This window comes from Streptomyces sp. CB01201 (assembly GCF_002803085.1).
Lineage (GTDB): Bacteria > Actinomycetota > Actinomycetes > Streptomycetales > Streptomycetaceae > Streptomyces > Streptomyces hundungensis.
The window spans coordinates 248,751-269,885 of the sequence record NZ_NNBJ01000005.1; the positions used below are offsets into that span (position 1 = coordinate 248,751).

Below are 21,135 nucleotides of genomic sequence, written 5' to 3' on the forward strand. Positions count from 1 at the left end.
ACCTCCAGGATCAACTAGGTCGCGCTCAGGCCGGGTTGAGGTCGCCGACGCGGTAGCCGGAGATGAGCGGACGTCCGGTGCCGGACTCGCGCACCAGGCGCCAGGTCTGGTCGATGCGGAACGAGCTGACGGTGCCGTCGGAGGTCTGCTTGGCCGTCCACACGACGGTCAGCGAGATGTCGACGCCGGCGCCGTCCTCGCTCACGTCGAGGCGCTCGACGACATGGGTCTGGTCGCTGAAGGCCTCGCCGACCACCGCGTACCAGTCGCGGAAGTCGGCGTGGCTGCGCAGGGTGCGCTCGGGGAAGGCCATCTCCAGGCCGTCGTCGACGATGTGGGCCAGGAGTTCCTCGACCGGCTGGTGGTCGCTGAGAATGTCGAACCAGTGCTGGACGAACGCGGCGATGCCCGTGCCGGGCGCGGTCTTTTCGGCCGTCATGGCTGACTCCTTCCGGTGCGCGGGCGGGGGCCCGCGGCACGACTCGGCGCGGCGCCCGTGCCGGGGTGCCGCCCCACGATTTCGCCATGGGCCGCGACCCTCGCGCACGGCCCGGCCGGTGGCCGGTACGCACTGCGTGAAGTCGCCCCACGGGCTGCGGCAACTCGCCCTCTCCAAGGGCCTGTTGGGTCGCCCGCACCCCCTGTGGCCTGGGCCGGAGCATGACATGCCGTAGTGCGTCCGCCCACTTGTGGATGTCCGTGTTCCGGACCGCGCAGGGCTGGTCCCGGCCGCGGGAGCGGACCTAGACATGACCCCGGCACCACGTGGAACCCCCCAAGGAGAGGAACTCCCGTGAGCAAGCGCATCCTCGTCGTCCTGTCCGAATACGGTTACTGGGGCGAGGAGTTGATCGGCCCCCTGGAGACGTTCGACAAGGCCGGCTATCACGTCAGCTTCGCGACCCCGACCGGCAAGCGGGCCCCGGCCCTGCCGCCGAGCATGGACCCCGACTACATCGACCCGCCGCTCGGCCGCTCGGTCACCACCCCCGAGATGGCCGCCAAGGTCCGCGCCATCGACACCTCGGACCGCCTCGACGACCCGCTGGACCTGTCCTCCTGGCTGCCCGACCGCCCCTACCGCAGCAAGCCGTACTTCCTGCGCGACTGGGAGGCGTACAACACCCGTCTTGAGCAGGTCCGCGAGCAGATCGCGGGCCGCTACGACGCGCTCCTCATCGTCGGCGGCAGCGGCCCCATCGTCGACCTCGCCAACAACTGGCGGGTGCACGACCTGATCCTCGCCTTCCACGGGCTCGACCTGCCGATCGCGGCCGAGTGCTACGGCGTCGCGGCGCTCGCCTTCGCCCGCGACCAGGAGGACCGCACCAGCATCATCCGGGGCAAGCACGTCACCGGGCACTGCATCGAGTACGACTACAAGGACGGCACCGGCTTCATGGGCACCGACTTCGTCATCGGGCCGCCGCCGTACCCGCTGGAGTACATCCTGCGCGACGCGACCGCTCCCGGGGGCGCCTACCACGGCAACTTCGGCAAGGAGACCTCGGTCATCGTCGACTACCCGTTCATCACCGGGCGCTCCACCCCCGACTCCTACCTCACCGGCGAGAAGGTCGTCGAGGTTCTGGAACAGGGTCTGCGGCAGTGGGGCTTCCTCGCCAACTGACGCGCCGGACAGGGCAGTTACCGTTCCGCACGAGAGGTGAGCACACCATGGTCAGCAGGCCCGCGCGGGTCGCGATGCTGGAACAGCTACAGGCCGACGGGGTCCGGTACATGTTCGGCAACCCCGGCACGGTCGAGCAGGGTTTCCTCGACGAACTGCGCCACTTCCCCTCACTTGAGTACGTTCTGGCGCTACAGGAGGCCGTTGCCGTCGGGATGGCGGACGGCTACGCGCGGGCCACCCGGCGCCCCACCGTCGTCCAGCTCCACACCGGAGTGGGCCTCGGCAACGGCATCGGCATGCTCTACCAGGCCAAACGGGGCCATGCCCCGCTCGTGGTGATCGCCGGCGAGGCCGGTCTGCGCTACGAGAACATGGAAGCGCAGATGGCCGCCGATCTGGTGGCCATGGCCGAGCCGGTCACCAAGTGGGCCACCCGCGTGGTGGACCCCGAGTCCACGCTGCGCACCCTGCGCCGCGCCTTCAAGGTGGCCGCGACACCCCCCTACGGTCCGGTGCTCGTCGTGCTGCCCGCCGATGTGATGGACCGGCCCACCACCGAGGCGGCCGTCCCGGTCACCTATCTCGACACCGCGAGCGCCCCCGACCCCGCGGCGCTGGGCCGGGCGGCCGAGCTGCTCGCCGGCGCCGAGCGGCCGATCGTCGTCGCCGGTGACGGAGTGCACTTCTCCGGCGCCCAGGAGGAGCTCGCCCGCCTCGCCCAGACCTGGGGCGCCGAGGTGTGGGGAGCCGACTGGTCCGAGGTGAACCTGTCCGTCGAACACCCCTCCTATGCAGGCCAGTTGGGGCACATGTTCGGCGAGAGCAGCCGTCGGGTGACCGCGGCCGCCGACGCCGTCCTCCTCGTCGGCACCTATGCGCTGCCCGAGGTGTATCCGGCCCTGGACGGTGTGTTCGCGCCGGGCGCACCGGTCGTGCACATCGACCTGGACACCGACGCCATCGCCAAGAACTTCCCCGTCGACCTCGGACTCGTCGCCGACCCCAAGCGCACCCTGTCCGCTCTCGCCGACGCGCTGGAGACGCGGATGAGCCGCGAGAGCCGGCGGCGCGCCGAGGACTGGCTGAAGCGCCGGGCCGCCGAACGGTCCTACGAACTCGCCGCGGGCCGGCAGAAGAACGAGGCCGCACTCGACCCGCTGGCCCTCCCCACCACCGCCCTCGCCCAGGAACTGGCCCGTCAGCTCCCCGAGGACGCCATCCTGTTCGACGAGGCCCTCACCGCGTCGCCCGAACTCTTCCGCCAGCTGCCGCCGACCCGGCCAGGACACTGGTTCCAGACCCGTGGCGGCTCCCTCGGCGTCGGCATCCCGGGCGCCATCGGCGCCCAACTGGCCCACCCCGACAAGACAGTCGTGGGCTTCACCGGCGACGGCGGATCGATGTACACCATCCAGGCGCTGTGGACCGCGGCCCGCTACGGCATCGGCGCCAAGTTCGTCATCTGCAACAACGGCAGCTACAAGCTCCTTGAGGACAACATCGAGCAGTACTGGCGCTCGGTGGACGTGGCGGCCCACGACCACCCCGAGATCTTCGACCTGAGCCGCCCCGCCATCGACTTCACGTCCCTGGCCAAGTCCCTGGGCGTACCGGCCGTACGCGTGGACAAGCCCGGCCAGGCCGGGGCGGCCGTGGCCGAGGCGCTGGGGACCCCGGGGCCGTTCCTCATCGATCTGGTCACCGGCCGAGGGAAGGAGGACTAGCCGTGCGGCTCACCGGCCACAAGATCGCCGTCCTGATGGAGAGCGACTTCTACGAACCGGAGATCCTCTACTACCAGCACCGCTTCCCCGAGGAAGGCGCCGAGGTGCACTTCCTGACCCGGCTGTGGGGCCAGGACCGGATGACCTTCACCGGGCACGAGCACCGGATGCCGTTCGAGGTGGACCGCTCCTTCGAGGACATCGACGAGTTCGCGCTCAAGGAGTTCTCCGCGGTGATCGTGCCCTCCGGCATGGTCTCCGACCGGCTGCGCTACACCGAGGACCCCGAGCGGCTGCCGCCCGCCTCCACCTTCCTGCGCCGGGCCTTCAACGACCCGGCCATCGTCAAGGGCATCATCTGCCACGGCATGTGGCTCGCCGCCCCGGTCCCGTCCCTGGTGCGCGGGCGCAGGGCGGTCGTCCACAACAACCTGCTCGGCGACCTGCGCAACATGGGCGGCGAGTACGTCGACCAGGACGTCGTCGTCCACGACGACCTGGTCACCGCGCGGACCGGTGCCCACTGCCATCTGTTCGCCCGCACCATCATCGACCTCCTCGCGGACCGGGAGCGCCCGTCCCGCGCCGGGGCCCGCACCGTGGTGAGGAGTACCCGATGACCTCCATGACCTCCGCCCGCTTCACGACCCCGGCCGCCCCGCGGGGCGCCCGCATCCCCGTCCTCGACGTCACGCCGCAGGTGCGCGGCGGCGCGGCGCCCGCCAAGGCGGTGACCGGTGAGAGCGTGACCATCGGCGCCACCGTCTTCCGCGAGGGCAGCGGCCTGGTCGCCGCCAACGTGGTGCTGCGCGACCCCGCCGGCCGGCCGGGACCCTGGACGCCGATGGCCCTGGTCGACGCGGACGCCGACCGCTGGGAGGCGACCGTCGTCCCTGAAGCCCCCGGGCGCTGGACCTACACCGTGGAGGCCTGGGCCGACCCCGTCGGCACCTGGCGCCGCGACGCACAGCTGAAGATACCCGCCGGGGTCGATGTGGAGCTGACGCTCGCCGAGGGGGCCCTGCTGCACGAGCGGGCCGCCCTCGCGATCCCGGACCCGGACCGCCGGGAGGCGGTGACAGCGGCGGCGGCCGCGCTGCGCGACGAAGCGAGCCCCACCCCCCGTCGGCTCGCCGCGACCACCGACCCGAAGGTGGTCGCCGCGCTGGACGCACATCCGCTGCGTGAACTGCTCACCGCCTCCCGGCCGTTGACCCTCCTCGTGGAACGCAGGCGCGCCCTCGTCGGCTCCTGGTACGAGCTGTTCCCGCGCTCGGAGGGGGCACGGCTCAGCCCGGGTCTCGCGCCCGTCAGCGGCACCTTCAAGACCGCCGCCGAACGGCTGCCCGCGATTGCCGCGATGGGCTTCGACGTGGTGTATTTGCCGCCCATCCACCCCATCGGGCGCAGCCACCGCAAGGGCCCGGACAACGCGCTCACCGCCGGCCCCGACGACGTGGGCTCGCCGTGGGCGATCGGCTCGCCCGACGGCGGCCACGACGCCGTCCACCCGGCCCTCGGCACCCTCGACGACTTCCGCCAGTTCGTCATCAGGGCAGGGGAGTTGGGGATGGAGGTGGCCCTGGACTTCGCGCTCCAGTGCTCGCCCGACCACCCCTGGCTCACCGAGCACCCCGAGTGGTTCACCCACCGCGCGGACGGCAGCGTCGCCTCCGCCGAGAACCCGCCGAAGAAGTACGAGGACATCCACCCCCTCGACTTCGACACCGACTTCGAGGGTCTGGTCGCCGAGACGGTACGCATCCTGCGCCACTGGATCGCCCAGGGCGTGCGCGTCTTCCGCGTGGACAACCCGCACACCAAGCCGGTCTCCTTCTGGGAGCGGGTCATCGCCGCGGTGGGCGTCACCGACCCCGATGTGGTCTTCCTCGCCGAGGCGTTCACCCGCCGGGCCATGGTGCACGCACTCGCCCAGGCCGGCTTCCAGCAGTCGTACACGTACTTCACCTGGAAGAACACCAAGGACGAGCTGACCGAGTACGGCAGCGAACTCGCCCAGGAGAGCGCCGACTTCCTGCGCCCCAACCTGTTCGTGAACACTCCCGACATCCTGCACGCCTACCTCCAGGACGGCGGCAGACCCGCCTTCGAGGCGCGCGCGGTGCTCGCCGCGACCCTCGCGCCCACCTGGGGCGTGTACGCGGGCTACGAGCTGTACGAGGGCGAGGCGCTGGAGCCGGGCACCGAGGACTACGCCCGCTCCGAGAAGTACGAACTGCGCCCGCGCGACTGGGCCGCCGCCGAGGCCGAGGGGCGCACCATCGCCCCCCTGATCACCCGCCTCAACGCGGTGCGCCGCGCGCACCCCGCCCTCCAGGAACTGCGCAACCTCTGCTTCCACCCCACCGACCACGACCAAGTCATCGCGTATTCCAAGCAGTTGACGCGCCCGGACGGAACGAGCGACACCGTGCTCGCGGTGGTCAACCTCGACCCGCACCACGCGAGCGAGGCCACCGTCTCCTTCGACCTCGCCTCACTGGGCCTGCCCGACGACGGCTCCCTGAAGCTGCGCGACGAGCTGACCGGCGCCCTGCACGCCTGGCACCCGCACACCTACGTACGCCTGGAGCCGTCGCAGGGCCCCGCCCATCTGCTGACCCCGGTCGACGAGGGGCGTACGCCATGAGCGTCACCGCCACCGAGGCCGGGGTCCTCGCCCCGCTGCTGCCCGCCCTCGAACCGTGGCTGGTCACCCGCCGCTGGTTCGCGGGCGGCGGCGGCCCGCTCGCCGACCTGACCCCGCTCGCCGTCACCGTCGTACGCGACCAGTCCCCGGCCCTGGTCCACGCCGTGCTCCGGGCCCGCCACACCGGCGGACCCGAGCGGCTCTACCAGCTGCTGCTCGGACTGCGCCCGCAGCTGCCGGCCCGCCTCGCCCCGTCCGCCATCGCCGAGGTGCCGGACGGGCCCTGGCGGGGCTGGACCCTCTACGAGGCCGTCGAGGACCCGGCCCTGCTCGGGGTGCTCCTGCGCACCCTGGCCGTGCGCGACGGCTCGGGCGGACCGCGCCTGGAGCGCACCTCGGCCCTGCCACTGCCGGTCGGCCTGGTGCCGCGCGCGCTGACCGCCGAGCAGAGCAACAGCACGGTGGCGTACGGCGACCGGCTGCTGCTCAAGCTCTACCGGCGGCCCGAGCCCGGGCCGCACACCGAGATCGACACCCTGCGCGCCCTCACCGAGCAGCGCTGCGCCCGCACCCCCCGCCTGCACGGCGCGCTGCACACCGACGCGCCGGGCGGCGAGGACCTGGTGCTCGGGCTGGTCGAGGACTTCCTGCCCGCCGAGTCCGACGGGTGGCAGAGCGCGGTGCGGCACGCCGCCGACTGCGTCGAGGGCAGTTGCCGCACGATCGGGGCCACCGGCGGTTTCACGGCGCACGCCCGCACCCTCGGCCAGGCCGTCGCCGAGGTGCACACCGCGCTCGCCGATGCGTTCCCCAAGAGCCTGGTCGGGCCGGGCGAGGTGGCCGACGACGCCGCCCGGATGCACCGGCGCCTGCGGGAGGCCATCGAGGAGGTGCCCGCGCTCGCCCGCTACCGCACCGCGCTCGGCGCCCTGTACGAGGACTACGCGGCGATGGCCGCCCGCGGCTGCCCGCTCCTGGTCCAACGCACGCACGGCGACCTGCACTTGGGGCAGGTGCTGCGCACCGCCGACGGCTGGCGGGTCATCGACTTCGAGGGCCAGCCCGCCACCCCTGCCGCCGAACGGGCCCGCCCGCAGTCGGCGCTGCGCGACGTCGCCTCCATGCTGCGCTCCTTCGACTACGCCGCCCGTACCGCACTCGCCGACGTCCTTGAGCGCTCCGACGACGCGGGCCCCGGCCCCCGGACGCGGCGCACCCGCAGGGCGTACGCCTGGTCGGTGCGCAACCGGCGCGCCTTCTGCGACGGCTATCGCGACGCGGGCGGCGCCGACCCCTACTGCCGGCCGGTGCCGCTGCGCGCCTTCGAGGCCGACAAGGCGGTGTACGAGGCCGTCTACGAGGCGCGGCACCGCCCGGCCCTGCTGCCCGTACCGCTGGCCGCCGTCCACCGGCTCGCGCACTCCCGCTGACCCCGAGAGGAACCCCGACCCGTGCTCCAGACACGGCAGTTGACGACCCGTATGGCCGAAGCCGAGCTCGACCGGCTGCTGGCGGGCGCCCATCACGACCCGCACTCCGTGCTCGGCGCCCACCCGGTGGCCGACGGCGTCGCGGTCCGGGTGCTCCGCCCGCTCGCCCGCCGCGTCACGGTGGTCACCGGCGACGGCGACCGGGTCGAACTCGCCCACCAGCGCGACGGGTTGTTCACCGGACTCCTGCCGGGCGCGGTCGCACCGGTCTACCGGCTCCAGGTCGCCTACGGCGAGCGGGCGCACGCCCGGGAGGAGGGCCACGAGGACGGCTACCGCTTCCTGCCCACCCTCGGCGACCTCGATCTCCATCTGATCGCGGAGGGCCGGCACTGGGAGCTGTGGCGGGTGCTCGGGGCCCGGGTCCGCACCCTGGAGGGCGTCACCGGCTGCGCCTTCGCGGTCTGGGCCCCGAACGCCCAAGGGGTGCGCGTCATGGGCGACTTCAACGGCTGGAACGGCACCGCGCACCCCATGCGTTCGCTCGGCTCCAGCGGTGTGTGGGAGCTGTTCGTGCCGGACGCGGGGCCCGGCACCCGCTACAAGTACGAGATCCACACCCGGGACGGCCGCATGCTCCAGAAGGCCGATCCGCTGGCCCGTGCCACCGAGTGCCCGCCCGCGACCGCGTCCGTCGTCGACGCCTGCGCCCACGAGTGGGGTGACGCCGAGTGGATGGCGGAGCGCGGCGGGTCCGACTGCCGCAGTCGTCCGATGTCGGTCTACGAGGTGCATCTGGCCTCCTGGCGACCGGGATTGACGTACCGTCAGCTCGCCGAGGAGCTGCCGGAGTACGTAGCGGGCCTCGGCTTCACCCATGTGGAGCTGATGCCGGTGATGGAGCATCCCTTCGGCGGCTCCTGGGGCTACCAGGTGACCGGCTACTTCGCCCCCACCGCCCGCCTGGGCACGCCCGACGACTTCCGGTGCCTCGTGGACGCGCTGCACGGCGCCGGGATCGGCGTCATCGCCGACTGGGTGCCGGCCCACTTCCCGAAGGACGAGTTCGCCCTTTCCCGGTTCGACGGAGAACCCCTCTACGAACCCGCCGACATCCGCCGTGCCCACCATCCCGACTGGGGCACGCTGGAATTCGACTACGGCCGCCGGGAAGTGCGCAACTTCCTGATCGCGAACGCCGTCTACTGGTGCACCGAATTCCACGTCGACGCGATCCGCGTGGACGCCGTCGCGTCGATGCTCTACCTCGACTATTCCCGTGACGACGGCGGGTGGACTCCCAATGAACACGGAGGGCGGGAAAACCTGGCGGCGGTGGCCTTCTTGCAGGAGTTGACCGATACCGTGCGCCGCCGCGCCCCTGGCGCCCTCACCATCGCCGAGGAGTCCACGTCCTGGCCGGGGGTGACGCGTCCCACCTACGAGGTGGGCCCCGACGGGTTCGGCGGGCTCGGCTTCGACCTGAAGTGGAACATGGGCTGGATGCACGATTCGCTGGGCTATGTCGCCCGGGACCCGGTGCACCGCGCCTACCACCACGACGAGATGACCTTCTCCATGGTCTATGCCTACAGCGAGGCCTATCTGCTGCCGCTCTCGCACGACGAGGTGGTGCACGGCAAGCGGTCCCTGGTCGCGAAGATGCCGGGGGACTGGTGGCAGCGCCGCGCGAATCTCCGCGCCTACCTCGGTCACATGTGGGCCCACCCGGGCAAGCAACTCCTCTTCATGGGGCAGGAGTTCGCGCAGGGCGAGGAATTCGACCACGACCGCGGACCCCAGTGGTGGGTGCTCGACCGGGACTGGCCGGGGCACGAGGACCACCGGGGGCTGCGCTCACTGGTCGGCGATCTGAACCGGGTCTACACCGATACCCCCGCGCTGTGGGAGCTCGACCACGACCCCGCCGGCTTCTCCTGGATCGACGGATCCCGGGCCGAGCACAATGTGCTGTCGTTCGTGCGGTACGACGCCGACGGCCGGCCCCTGGTCGTCGTCTGCAACTTCTCCCCGGTGGTCCGCACCGGCTACCGCATCGGCCTGCCGGACGCCGCCGCCTGGACCGAGGTCCTCAACAGCGACGCCGAACGCTACGGCGGCAGCGGCGTGCTCAACTCCGGTGTCATCACGCCCGAGCCGGTGCCCTGGCACGGCCGCGCGCGAAGCGCCGCCCTCACCCTGCCGCCGCTCGCCACCTTCTGGCTGCGGCCGGCCCGAGACCGGCAGGAGAGCGCCGATGACTGAGTCGCGCGGCACGGCCGAGCGGATCGTCGGGACCCACGGCATCAGGGGACGGGTCCCGGAGGAACTGGACCCGGGCGGCGCCTACCGCACCGGAGCCGCCTTCGCGCTGCTCACCGGCGCGCCCGTGATCGCGGTGGCGCACGACCTGCGGGGCTGCTCGCCGGCCCTCGCCGACGCCTTCGCCCAGGGCGTCCTCGACCAGGGTGCGGACGTCGTCGACGCGGGCGCCGGTCCCGCCGACTGCCTCGCCTACCTCTCGGGCCGGCTGGACGTGCCCGGCGCGCTGGTCACGGCGGGCCGCGGCCCCGGCGCCCCGTACGGGATCCGGCTGTGCCACGCCGGCGCGGCCCCGGTCACCGAGGGCACCGGGCTCGAAGCGATCCGCGAACGCCTCGCGGGCCCCCGCCCGGCGCTGACCGACCACCCGGGCTCCGTGGTCCGGGCGCCGGTGCTCGACGACTACGTCCGCCAGTTGCGCTCCCTGGTCGACCTCGGCGGGATCCGTCCGCTGAAGGTGGTGGTCGACGCGGCCCACGGCATCGCCGCGCTGACCGCGCCCCGGGCGCTGCACCACCCGGCCGTGGAACTCGTCCCCGTACGCTTCGCGTTCGACGAGGACCCCGCCGGGCAGCCGGATGGGGACCTGGGGGAGCGAGTGCGCCGGTCCGGCGCCGACCTGGGCCTCGCCTTCGACGAGGGTGCGGACCGCTGCCGGGTGGTGGACGAGCGGGGCGCCGCGGTCTCGCCCGCCGCGGTCGTCGCCCTGGTCGCGGCGCGCGAACTCGCCCGCCGCCCGGGGGCCGCGGTGGTCCACGACCTCATCGTCTCGCGGGCCGCGATCGAGGCGGTCGAGGAGGCCGGCGGCATCCCCCTGCGCTCCCCGGTCGGCCGAGCGGCCATCCGCTCCCTGATGGCCGAGCAGGGCGCGGCATTCGGCGCGGCCCACTCCGGGCGCTACTACTTCCGCGACTTCTGGTGCGCCGACTCGGCGATGCTCGCCGCACTGCACCTGGTGGCGGAGGTGGGCGAGACCGGCCGCGGGCTCTCGCGACTGACCGCGGGCCTGGACCGCTACCCGCGCTCCGGCGGGATCGGCATCCGGGTCGCGGACCCGATGGCGGCGCTGCGGCGCGTCGCCGCGTACTTCGCGGACACCGGCGCGGAACTGGACCGACTCGACGGCGTCACCGGGGAGTTCGGCGACGGCTCCTGGTTCAACGTACGGGCCGCGCACGGCGCGCCGCTGATCCGCGTCCACGTGGAGGCGGAGGACCCGGCCACGATGGAGGCGCTCCGCGACCGGGTCCTGGCGGTGCTGACCAGTTAGCGTGTGCGCTCGCTGAGCGCGTGCCGCGGGCTGGGCGTGGGCTGGAGCCCGGACGCGGACAGGGCGGAGTCGTAGGCGGCGAGGGCCTGCTTGGGGAAGCCCTCGTCGCGCCACATGTCACCGATGCGGCGCCAGTACACGGCCGTCTCGTACGAGACGGGGAAGTGCCGCAGCTGCCGGGTGGCGGCTTCGAGGGTCTGCTTGCCGAGGTCGGTCTCCCGGCGCAGGAAGTGCAGTTGGGCGAGGATGGACCGGGCGGCCACCGCGACCACCCGGGGTTCGCTGCCGAGCAGGCCGAGTGCGCGTTCCGCATGGGCGGCCGCCTCGGGCCAGTTGCCGAGAGCGGTGTCGGCCTCGGCCAGGTTGAGTTCGCAGCGGGCGAGCTCGTCGGCGTTGCCCGTCTCCGCCAGGGACTGCTGCGCCTCCTCCAAGAGGTCCTTGGCCCGGTCGAGTTCGCCGGACTCGGTCTGGAGCAGCAGCCATCCGTAGTTCATCTTCAGCATGGCCACATGGCGCACGTTGTCGTCCTCGGCCATCATCGCGAGCGCGCGCTCGGTCAGGGCCAGCGCCTCGTTCAGCTGCCCGCGCGACTGGGCGACCAGGCCCGCGTTCCAGTACACCGCGCCCCGGGCCGCCCGTGCGCCCTGCTTCTCGGCGACGGGGATGAGCCGCTGCGCCAGCAGATGGGCCCGGGTGTGGTCGCCCCGCATGCGGTAGGAGCCCATGAGGGTGGAGCCGAGCTGGACGTGATCGATGGTCACATCCAGTCCCAGCGCGTCCAGCCTGCTCATGGCCCGCTCGCCGATCTCGATGCTCACGGTGATGTCGCCCATGTTGCGGTAGCAGCGGCAGAGCGCCACGGCGGTACGGCACCACTCGTCCGAGCCGGCCGCGAGGCCGGGATCGTCGTAGATCTCCTCCAGGAGCGGGATCGCCGCCTCCAGGCGCCCGAGCTTCTCCAGGGCGGTGGCCTGGCCCACGCGGGCGCGCCGCCGCATCACCGCGTCCAGCGGCAGGGTGCTCCCCAGCAGCCCGCTGAAGGTCTGGAGTGCTTCGCCGTCCGCCCCGTTGCGCAGGGCCATGTCCCCGAAGGCCAGCTTGAGCCGGGCCTCCTCCATCTCGTGCTGGTCGCGGCCGGTGCGGAGATACTCGGCCGAGCAGCCGAGCTTCTCGGTGAGAGCGGCGAGCACGGCATCGGACGGTGCCCGCTTGCCGGATTCGATGAGCGACACATAGCTGGTCGAGATCTCTTCGGACGCGAGGTCCTGCTGTTTGAGTCCGCGCCGGATCCGGAGCTCCCGGATGCGCTGCCCGAGGCCAACGGGAGAGGAAGGCTCAGAGTGATCCACGGCGACTCCTTGAGCACGGGTACTTGACTCAGATCATTACAGCTGATGCTACCCGTAAGTCAGGCGCCTACAAGCCCTCGCACCTGATTTTCTGGGCAGGTCAGGCGCGCTTTGGCTGCTTCTGCACGCTCTGGTGCGGAGCCGGATTCGGAATTCCCCCCTCCGTAAGGGCAAGATCACTCATTGCTGAACCTATACTTGACTGACTCGGTCACCACTGATTGACTCTTCTTGTCAAATTCAGTCGTCCATGTGGGGGGATAATTCAATGAGCTCGAAGGGGATATGGCTGATCATCGGTGCGATGTTCTCCATTGGAGTAATTCTCAGCGGGTGCCTGATATTCACGTCGGGGCCCTCTTCCGAATCGCCTGCCGTCCGCCGCGCCGAGATCGCGATGCCCGCCTCGTCTGGGGCTTGCTGCTGATCGGCCGTGCCGGGCCGTACAAGGGAAGGAGGGAACGTGCGAATCGATCTGCTCACCCGTGAATATCCGCCCGAGGTCTACGGCGGAGCCGGCGTTCACGCGGCGGAGCTGACACGAGGTCTTCGCCGGCTCGCGGATGTGCGGGTGCGATGCCTGGGAACGGCCAGAACGGAACCGGGGGTCACGGCTTACGAGCCTGCGGCGCATCTCGCCGCCGCCGACGCCGCGCTGGGATTTCTCGGGGCGGACGCGGCGATGGCCGGTGACTGCGCCGGGGCGGACGTCGTGCACAGCCACACCTGGTACGCGAACATGGCCGGGAACCTCGCAAGCCTGCTGCACGGCGTCCCGCACATCATGACGCTGCACAGCCTGGAGCCCCTGCGCCCCTGGAAGGCCGAACAACTCGGCGGGGGCTACGCCCTGTCGTGCTGGATGGAGCGCACCGCCGTGCGCTCCGCCTCGGCCCTCGTCGCGGTGTCCGCCGCGATGCGCGAGGACATCCTGCGCGTCTACCCGGAGGTCGAGCCCGAGCGAGTGCACGTCATCCACAACGGCATCGACCCCGAGGCCTACCGGCCGGACCCGCGCCCGGACGCGGTGGAGCGGTACGGCATCGACCCGGACCGGCCCATCGTGCTGTTCGTCGGCCGCGTCACCCGGCAGAAGGGCCTGCCGCATCTGCTGCGGGCCGCGTTCGGTCTGCGCTCCGACGTCCAGCTGGTGCTGTGCTGCGGGCAGCCGGACACACCCGAGATCGCCGCCGAGGTCGCGGCCCTCGTCGAGGAACTGCGCGCCGTACGCACCGGGGTCTTCCGCATCGACGGGATGCTGGACCAGGACTCGGTGCGCCAACTGCTCACCCGTGCAACGGTGTTCGTGTGCCCCTCGGTGTACGAGCCGATGGGCATCGTGAACCTGGAGGCGATGGCCTGCGGCACTCCGGTCGTGGCCTCCGCGGTCGGCGGGATCCCCGAGGTGGTCGACGACGGGGTGACCGGACGGCTCGTCGCCTTCGAGGCCCGCCCCGACGCCACGGGCGAGCCGGTCGATCCCGACAAGTTCGCGGCCGGGCTCGCCGACGCCATGGGCGACCTGATCGAGGACCGGGGCCGCGCCGCCGCCTTCGGCGCCGCGGGCCGCGCGCGGGCGGTGGAACACTTCTCCTGGGACAGGGTGGCCGAGCGGACCATGGAGGTCTACCGCGAAGCGGCCCGGGCCCATCAGGGGTGACCTCTCAGCGCACCGGGGGGTGTTCCTCCGGCTCGGAGCCGAGCCGGAGGGACGCTCCCTCGGTGCCGTGGGGGAAGTGGCAGGCCGCGGTGTGCCCGGCGAGCGGGTCCGCGCCGACCGGCACGGGCGTCTCCCGCTCGCACCGCGTCCGCTCCGCGCCGAGCGTCGCGTACACCGGGCAGCGCCCGCGGAAGCGGCAGCCCGCCGAGCGTTCGGCGGCGCCCGGTGGCTCGCCCGGCAGCACGATCCTCGCGCGGGCCCGCTCGGCCGGCGGATCGGGCAGCGGCACCGCCGAGAGCAGGGCCCGGGTGTAGGGGTGGCGCGGCCGGTCGAAGACATCGGCGACCGAACCGCTCTCCACGGTCCGGCCCCCGTACATCACCACCACCCGGTCGGCGATCTGGCGCACCACCGCGAGATCGTGGGTGACGAACAGACAGGCCGGGCCGTGCCCCTCGCGCAGACGGCGCAGCAGATCGAGGATGCCGGCCTGCACCGACACGTCCAGCGCGGACACCGGCTCGTCCAGGAGCAGCAGTTCGGGTCCGACGGCCAGCGCGCGGGCGAGTGCTATGCGCTGGCGCTGGCCACCCGAGAACCGGTGCGGGCGCAGTTCGGCGTCGGCGGCCTCCAGGCCCACCCGGCGCAGGAGTTCGGGCACCCGCGCGGCGATGGCGTCCCGGGGGAACCGCTGGGCGCGCAACGGCTCCGCGACGAGGTCGGCGACGCGCATGCGCGGATCGAGGCTGGCCATCGGGTCCTGCACCAGGATCTGCACCGAGCCGCGCAGCCTGCGGACATCGGAACGGCTCAGCGCGGACGTGTCGTACCCGGCGATCTCGATCGACCCGGACTCGGGCGGGCCGAGCGCGATGATCTCCATCAGCGTGCTGGTCTTGCCGGACCCCGACTCGCCCACCAGGGCCACCGTCTCGCCCCGCCGCACCTCCAGGTCCACCCGCTCCACGGCGAGCCGGGTCCCCTCCGGGCGTCTTCGCAGCCGGGCGGCGGGCCGGCCGGGGAGCGGATAGGACTTGGCGAGGCCCGTGACGCGAAGCAGCGGGGCGCCGCCCGGGGGGATGCGGCGCGCCGGGGCCGAGGCGGGGAAGAGGTCGGTGGCGGACCGCCCCGCGAGGGCGCCGGGGCGGACACAGGCCGCCAAGTGGTCCTGGGCGCCCGTGAGTTCGGGCTCCACTTCGAGGCAGGCGGCCGAGGCGAGCGGGCAGCGGGGAGCGAACGCGCAGCCGGGGCCGGCCCGGCCCGGGGCGGGCGGGACGCCGGGTACCGGAGTGAGCGGCACGGCCGTGTCCAGACGGGGCACCGAGCCGAGCAGACCGAGGGTGTAGGGCATGCGCGGGGCGGCGAACAGGGCGTCCACCGGAGCGGTTTCGACGATGCGTCCCGCATACATGACGGCCACCCGGTCGGCCGCGCCCGCGATCACCCCGAGGTCGTGGCTGACCAGCAGCAGGGCGGCGCCGGTGGCCCGGCGGGCGCTGTCCAGGGCGTCCAGGACCTGCGCCTGCACCGTGGCGTCGAGGGCACTGGTCGGTTCGTCGGCCACGATCACATCGGGGTCGTTGGCGATCGCCATGGCGATCATGGCGCGCTGGCGCAGGCCCCCGGACAGTTCGTGCGGATACGAACGCGCGCTGCGGACCGGGTCCGGGACCCGTACGCCCTCCAGGAGTTCCAGGACGCGGCGGCGCACCGACTCCCGTCGGGGGCGCGGCCGTTGGTGGATGCGCAGGGCCTCGCCGATCTGGTCGCCGACGCGCTGGGCCGGGTTGAACGCGGCGAGCGGATCCTGGAACACCATCGCGATGCGGCGGCCGCGCAGCCCGGCGAGTTCACGCACCGGCAGTCCGATCAGCTCGGTGCCGAGCAGCCGTGCCGAGCCGCTGGTCCGGGCGCCCGGCGGCAGCAGCCCGAGCAGCGCCAGCGCGGTCGCGGTCTTGCCCGCCCCGGACTCGCCGACCAGGCCGAGGACTTCGCCGCGCCGCAGCGAGAAGCCCACCCCGCGCACGACGGGGAGCGCCGCGCCGGACGCGTCCGCGTACGACACGTGCAGATCACGGACGTCGAGCACCGTGGGGGCCGTCATCGCAGAGCCTCCGCCCGGTCGGAACCCAGATCGAGGATGTCCCGCAGGGCGTCGCCCACCAGGTGCACCGCGAGGACGAAGAGCAGCAGCAGGCCGGCCGGGAAGAAGAACATCCAGGGGCAGGTCAGGGCCACATCGGTGCCCGAGGCGATGAGCGTGCCGAGCGACACGTCCGGCGGCTGCACGCCGAACCCGAAGTAGGACAGGCCCGTCTCGCCGATCACGGCGGCGGCCACGGCGACGGTCGCGTCCGTGATCAGGAACGAGGCGAGGTGCGGCAGGACGTGCCGGACGATGATCCGGAACGGGCTCACGCCCATGTGCCGCGCCGCGGCGACGAAGGGCCGCTCCCGCAGGGACAGCGTCATGATCCGCACCGCCCGGGCCGTGATCATCCAGCCGAGCGCGGCGAGCAGTCCCGCGAACGCGGGCCAGCCGAGGCCGCGCAGCCGGGGCGCGAGCAGCACCAGGAGCAGAAAGCCGGGAATCACCAGCATCAGGTCCACCACGAACATCAGCACCCGGTCGACCCAGCCGCCGAAGTACCCCGCGCAGGCGCCGAACGCCGCCCCGAGCGCCGTACTGACCAGGGCCACCAGGGCGCCGATGAGCAGCGACTTCTGCAGCCCGCGCACGGTCTGGGCGAACACGTCCTGCCCGATCCGGCTGGTGCCCATCCAGTGGTCGGCGCTCGGAGCGGCGCGCAGTGCCGTGTAGTCGATGTCGGTGTAGCTCCAGCCGGTCAGCCGCGGTCCCGCGTACGCCAGCAGGAACAGGCCCGCGATCAGCGCGAGGCCCGTCAGGGCCCGTGGGGAGCGCAGCAGTGACCGGCCGACGGTCGCACCCCGGCCGCGCAGCACGGTGGCCCCGGCGCTCACCGGCCCCGCACCCTCGGGTCGAGCACCGCGTGCAGGACGTCCGCGACGAAGCCGGCGAGCAGCACGGTCACCGCCGCGAACAGGTTGACCGCGACCACCGCGTTGATGTCGCCCTTCTGCGCCGAGTCCATGAACCAGCTGCCCATGCCGGGCCAGCCGAAGATCTGCTCGGTGAAGACGGCCCCCGTGAACAGGGTCAGGAAACCGAACGAGAAGAAGGTGGTCAGCGGGATCAGCGAGGTGCGCAACCCGTGCCGCAGCAGGGCCCGGCCCGGCGTGAGCCCCTTGGCCTGCGCGGTGCGCAGATGGTCGGAGCCGAGTACGTCGAGCGTGGCGGCCCGCTGGTAGCGGCTGTAGGAGGCGATCGCGCAGAGGGCGACCGTGGCCGCCGGGAGGGCGAGGTGCACCGCCCGGTCCTTGAGGTGGGTGGCGAGCGAGCCGGTCAGGCCCGGGGTGCGCTCTCCGGTGTAGCGGATGACGGTGTGGCCGGCGCTCTGGTTGAACCAGAGGGCGCCCTCCTTGAACAGCAGCGCGAGCACGAACGTGGGCACCGAGAGGACGAGGAAGGAGAACACGGTCAGCGCCCGGTCGGGCAGCCGGTGGCGGCGCACCGCGGCCCACAGGCCGGCGAGCACGCCGAGCCCGGTGCCCACCAGGGTGCCGACGAGGAGCAGCCGGGTGGACACCCCGATCCGGCGGCCGAACTCGTCGTTCACCGAGTCCCCGTCGACGGTGCGCCCGAGGTCGCCGTGGACCGCCCGCCACGACCAGTGTCCGAAGCGCTCCAGGACCGGCGTCCGGTCGTCGGCGCCGAGCAGGGCCAGTTCGTGGTTCACCGTCGCGGCCGAGGGGCGCGGCTGGCGGTCCTCGAAATAGGCGCGCGGGCTGAGGGCCGCGGAGGCGATGACGTACGAGAGGAAGACCGCGCAGAGCAGCAACAGCACGGTGTGGGCGAGGCGCTTGGACAAGCGGCCGACCAAGGTTTCTCCTCAAGCGGGGCGCGGGCGTGGACAGTTCACCGGCCTGACAGGCTGCAATGTTAAGGTCCGTGCCATAAATCGCAGATCAGTTCGGCTAATTGACGCTATGTCAGAACGGAGGCTGCAGTGTCTCGGTTACGTCGGGTGCGGATGTGGGCGGCGCTGATCGCGGCAACGGCGCTGACGCTGGCCGGGTGCACGGCCGCGCCCCATCGGACGCAGGCTCCGCGGGCGATGAGCGTTCCGGCCTCCGGAACCGAGGACATGGGCCGCGAGCCCCCGCAGAACCTCCGCCAGGGCGGCACCCTGACCCTCGCCACCTCCCAGTGGATCACGCAGTACAACGTGAACCAGGCCGCCGGAACGATCGGCGAGGCCCTGGAGATCGACAGCCTGGTCGAGCCCCAGCTGTTCCGCCGCGACGCCAAGGGCGTCCCGCACGCCGACCCGGACTATCTGCTCTCCGCCTCCGTCACCGGCTCGTCGCCGCAGACGGTCACCTACCGGCTCAACCCGCACGCCCGCTGGTCCGACGGAAAGCCGCTGGGCGTCGCCGACTTCGAGGCCCAGTGGAAGGCCCTCGGCCGCGGCGACGACCGCTATCTGGTGGCCGACCCCTCCGGCTACGACCAGATATCCGAGGTGCGCCAGGGCGCCGACCCGAGCGAGGTGCGGGTCGTCTTCCGCTCCCCGTACGCCGACTGGCAGCGTCTGTTCGACCCGCTCTTCCCGGCGTCCGCCACCAGCACGCCCGAGCAGTTCAACGACGGCTGGCGGGCCCGGATCCCGGTCACCGCCGGCCCGTTCAAGATCGCCTCGATGGACCGGACGACCGAGTCCGTCACGGCCGTGCCCGACCCCGCCTGGTGGGGCACCAGGCCCCGGCTCGACAAGGTGGTCTTCCGTGCCCTGCTGCCCGCCGCCGCCCTCCAGGCGTACCTCAACGGCGAGATCGACGCCGTGAACGCGGCCACCGCCGAGGCGTACCAGCAGCTCAAATCGGCCCCGAACAGCACCGTGCGGATCGGCTCGGCCTGGGACGAGGTGCACGTCAGCCTCAACGGGGCGGGCGGTCCGCTCCAGGACATCGACGTACGGCACGCCGTCCAACAGGCGGTCGACAGAAAGGCGTTGGCGGATGTCGCGGCCGAGGGGCTGCCCGTCGGGGTGCCGCTGCTCGGCAATCACATCTTCATGACCAACCAGCCCGGATACGCCGACAACTCCGGCCAGTGGGGCCGATTCGACCCCAAGGCGGCCGAACAGCTCCTGGACAAGGCGGGCTGGACATCGCCCGGCGCGGGCCGGACGCGGGTCAAGGGCGGCCAGAGCCTCAAGCTGCGGTTCGTGATCGCGGAGTCCACCAACCGGCTCGGCCTGGACCTCGCCCAACTCCTCCAGCAGATGCTCGGACAGGTGGGCATCGCGGTGGAGATCCAGAAGGTGCCGGCCGACGACTACGGTCCCAAGTACCTCGACCTCGGCAACTTCGACCTGGCGATCTTCCGCTTCACCGACCTCACCTACCCGAGCCAGGCCCAGGCGATCTACCGGCTGCCGCGCGGCGCCCAGAGCTTCCAGAACTACGGCCGGATCTCGGACCCCGCCCTCGACGGCCTCCTCAAGGAGGCGTCCGGCACCCTCGACCGCGCCGCCGCGGCCCGCCTCTACAACCAGGCGGACGCGGAGATCTGGCGGCTGGGACACGACATCGAGCTCTACCAGCGCCCCCAGATGACGGCGGTCCGCAAGGGCCTCGCCAACTTCGGGGTGGCCGGCCTCGGCGACGTCGACTTCGCCGCCATCGGCTGGACCAAGTAGCCCCGGCCGTCCGCCGGACCCCCAACTGGGCCCGGCGGACGGCCGGTCGGAACGATCCTTGGGGCGTCAGGCGCCCTGACCGCTCAGCCACTCCTCCTCGCTGTGCCGGCTCAGCGCGTCGAAGGCGAGCGCCGCCGAGGCGAGGGTGACGTGGTGGTGCCAGCCGCGGAACGAGCGGCCCTCGAAGTCACCGAGCCCGAAGTCCTCCTGGAGCCTGCGCAGCCCGTCCGCGGACAGACTGCGCAACTGCGCCAGCGGGATCGCCTCGGCGAGGCGGCGGGCCGGCAGATTGGTCAGCCAGTAGGCACGCGGCGCGGGCCGGCCGTACGGCCAGTCCGTGACCAGGTGCCGGGGCCGCTGTCGGTGCGCCGAGTGCTGCGCCCCCTCCGAGCAGAGCAGCGCCGGAGCGGACAGGAACTGCGAGCGCCGCATCCGCTCCGTCGTCCGGTCGTGCCAGGCGATCGGCGTGCGCTCGTCGCGGCGCGCCACGTGCTCGGCCAGCTCGGTCACCGTCCCCCTGGTGGCGGGGGAGGCGGCGTGCGGGCGCGGCAGGGTGACCCCGGTGCTCGGGGACACCTCGATCAAGTAGCCGTGACCGCGCGCCTCCAGCCCCCGCAGCAGCGGCTCCACATCGCTCTCGCAGCGCCAGTCGGCGAGCACCGGCTGCGGCTCCAGGAGCCACTCCTCGGTCATCTCGTCGAGCGCCTCCAGGACATAGCTCCAGCGCGGCCGGCAGTGCTCCTCCTGCGGCAGATGGGCCTGACCGCGCAGCCGCTCGTCCCGGTCCCAGCGCTGGGGGAGCAGCAGCCGCCAGTTCACCGGCAGTCCGCCACCGGTCCCCACCAGCGAAGTGGCGTACGCCAGCTGGCAGTTGACGGTGCGCTCCTGGGACGGCGCGTACTGGCGGGCCACCCCCACCGAGCGGTCACCGTTCTTGGCGAACACCACCTCGTCGACGGCCCACGCCTCGGTGCGGAACACCGCGCCCGTCCGCTCGGCGATCCTGCGGCGGACCGGCCCCGAGTCCCACGGGCTCTGGTGCACGAACTGCTGCAGCTGCTGCACGGCCCGGTGCCCCAGGACGTGCTCGGAGATCCGGGTGGGTGTCTTGCGGCCCGGTACGTCGAGCAGACCGCGCAGATACACCTCGCCCCAGCGTCTTTGGTCCGAGCGCGTCAGCGCGACGAACAGATCCTGGCAGTAGGCGGCGAAGTCCGCCGTCGCAGGAGCCCTGCGGGCCTCGGAGAGTTGGAGGATGGAAGACACGGTGCCCCCGGATGTGTCCGAATCGATCGGTGACGCTGGAAGCCAGCG

General features: G+C 72.4%; 15 protein-coding genes. 9 read left to right on the plus strand and 6 right to left on the minus strand.

Annotated elements, in window-relative coordinates; genetic code table 11:
- Positions 1–25: 25 nt before the first annotated feature.
- Positions 26–439 carry a nuclear transport factor 2 family protein gene (locus CG740_RS13295; RefSeq protein WP_100575288.1) on the minus strand — a complete coding sequence of 138 codons (414 nt, stop codon included), beginning with the start codon at positions 437–439 and terminating at the stop codon, positions 26–28.
- 354 nt (positions 440–793) lie between these two features.
- On the opposite strand from CG740_RS13295, the gene CG740_RS13300 reads away from it, so the two are divergent.
- From CG740_RS13300 to manB, 7 genes are read left to right on the plus strand one after another with little or no spacing between them, the layout of a single operon-like run.
- A complete protein-coding gene (locus tag CG740_RS13300; RefSeq protein ID WP_100575289.1) occupies positions 794–1,630 on the plus strand; it encodes a type 1 glutamine amidotransferase domain-containing protein in 837 nt (278 codons plus the stop codon).
- A gap of 47 nt (positions 1,631–1,677) precedes the next feature.
- Positions 1,678–3,357, plus strand: coding sequence for a thiamine pyrophosphate-binding protein (locus CG740_RS13305; protein ID WP_100575290.1), 1,680 nt, complete (start codon positions 1,678–1,680; stop codon positions 3,355–3,357).
- A 2-nt stretch (positions 3,358–3,359) separates the two neighbouring features.
- A complete protein-coding gene (locus CG740_RS13310; RefSeq protein ID WP_100575291.1) occupies positions 3,360–3,977 on the plus strand; it encodes a DJ-1/PfpI family protein in 618 nt (205 codons plus the stop codon).
- A complete protein-coding gene (locus tag CG740_RS13315; RefSeq protein WP_324901094.1) occupies positions 3,974–6,007 on the plus strand; it encodes an alpha-1,4-glucan--maltose-1-phosphate maltosyltransferase in 2,034 nt (677 codons plus the stop codon). The genes CG740_RS13310 and CG740_RS13315 overlap by 4 nt, the downstream gene beginning before the upstream one ends.
- A complete protein-coding gene (locus CG740_RS13320; protein WP_100575292.1) occupies positions 6,004–7,437 on the plus strand; it encodes a maltokinase N-terminal cap-like domain-containing protein in 1,434 nt (477 codons plus the stop codon). The genes CG740_RS13315 and CG740_RS13320 overlap by 4 nt, the downstream gene beginning before the upstream one ends.
- A gap of 21 nt (positions 7,438–7,458) precedes the next feature.
- Entirely contained in the window at positions 7,459–9,702 is a 2,244-nt protein-coding gene (gene glgB, locus CG740_RS13325) for a 1,4-alpha-glucan branching protein GlgB (RefSeq protein WP_384496056.1), read from the plus strand.
- Positions 9,695–11,029 (plus strand): phosphomannomutase/phosphoglucomutase, encoded by a 1,335-nt coding sequence (manB, locus tag CG740_RS13330; RefSeq protein ID WP_100575294.1) that lies wholly within the window; start codon positions 9,695–9,697, stop codon positions 11,027–11,029. Before glgB ends, manB begins: the two co-directional genes overlap by 8 nt.
- Here the strand turns inward: manB and CG740_RS13335 are convergent.
- Positions 11,026–12,378, minus strand: a complete 1,353-nt coding sequence (locus tag CG740_RS13335) for a helix-turn-helix domain-containing protein (RefSeq protein ID WP_100575295.1) — start codon at positions 12,376–12,378, stop codon at positions 11,026–11,028. The two genes, manB and CG740_RS13335, sit on opposite strands and share 4 nt — an antisense overlap.
- A gap of 463 nt (positions 12,379–12,841) precedes the next feature.
- Between CG740_RS13335 and glgA the strand changes: the two genes are divergently transcribed.
- Complete coding sequence (gene glgA, locus CG740_RS13340; protein ID WP_100575296.1) at positions 12,842–14,038, plus strand: glycogen synthase; 1,197 nt, start codon at positions 12,842–12,844, stop codon at positions 14,036–14,038.
- Between the two features lie 4 nt (positions 14,039–14,042).
- On the opposite strand, the gene CG740_RS13345 is transcribed toward glgA, so the two are convergent.
- From CG740_RS13345 to CG740_RS13355, 3 genes are read right to left on the minus strand one after another with little or no spacing between them, the layout of a single operon-like run.
- Entirely contained in the window at positions 14,043–16,142 is a 2,100-nt protein-coding gene (locus tag CG740_RS13345) for a dipeptide ABC transporter ATP-binding protein (protein ID WP_100575297.1), read from the minus strand.
- The gene (locus CG740_RS13350) at positions 16,139–17,020 is read right to left on the minus strand and encodes an ABC transporter permease (protein ID WP_376208519.1); all 882 of its coding nucleotides are present in this window, start codon (positions 17,018–17,020) and stop codon (positions 16,139–16,141) included. The genes CG740_RS13345 and CG740_RS13350 overlap by 4 nt, the downstream gene beginning before the upstream one ends.
- Complete coding sequence (locus CG740_RS13355; RefSeq protein WP_100575298.1) at positions 17,017–18,000, minus strand: ABC transporter permease; 984 nt, start codon at positions 17,998–18,000, stop codon at positions 17,017–17,019. Before CG740_RS13355 ends, CG740_RS13350 begins: the two co-directional genes overlap by 4 nt.
- 126 nt (positions 18,001–18,126) lie before the next feature.
- Here CG740_RS13355 and CG740_RS13360 point away from each other — a divergent pair, with 126 nt between their 5' ends.
- Positions 18,127–19,821, plus strand: coding sequence for an ABC transporter family substrate-binding protein (locus CG740_RS13360; RefSeq protein ID WP_234376232.1), 1,695 nt, complete (start codon positions 18,127–18,129; stop codon positions 19,819–19,821).
- A gap of 66 nt (positions 19,822–19,887) precedes the next feature.
- Here the strand turns inward: CG740_RS13360 and CG740_RS13365 are convergent, their stop codons facing one another.
- Positions 19,888–21,087 carry an IS701 family transposase gene (locus tag CG740_RS13365; RefSeq protein ID WP_234376233.1) on the minus strand — a complete coding sequence of 400 codons (1,200 nt, stop codon included), beginning with the start codon at positions 21,085–21,087 and terminating at the stop codon, positions 19,888–19,890.
- Positions 21,088–21,135 lie beyond the last annotated feature (48 nt).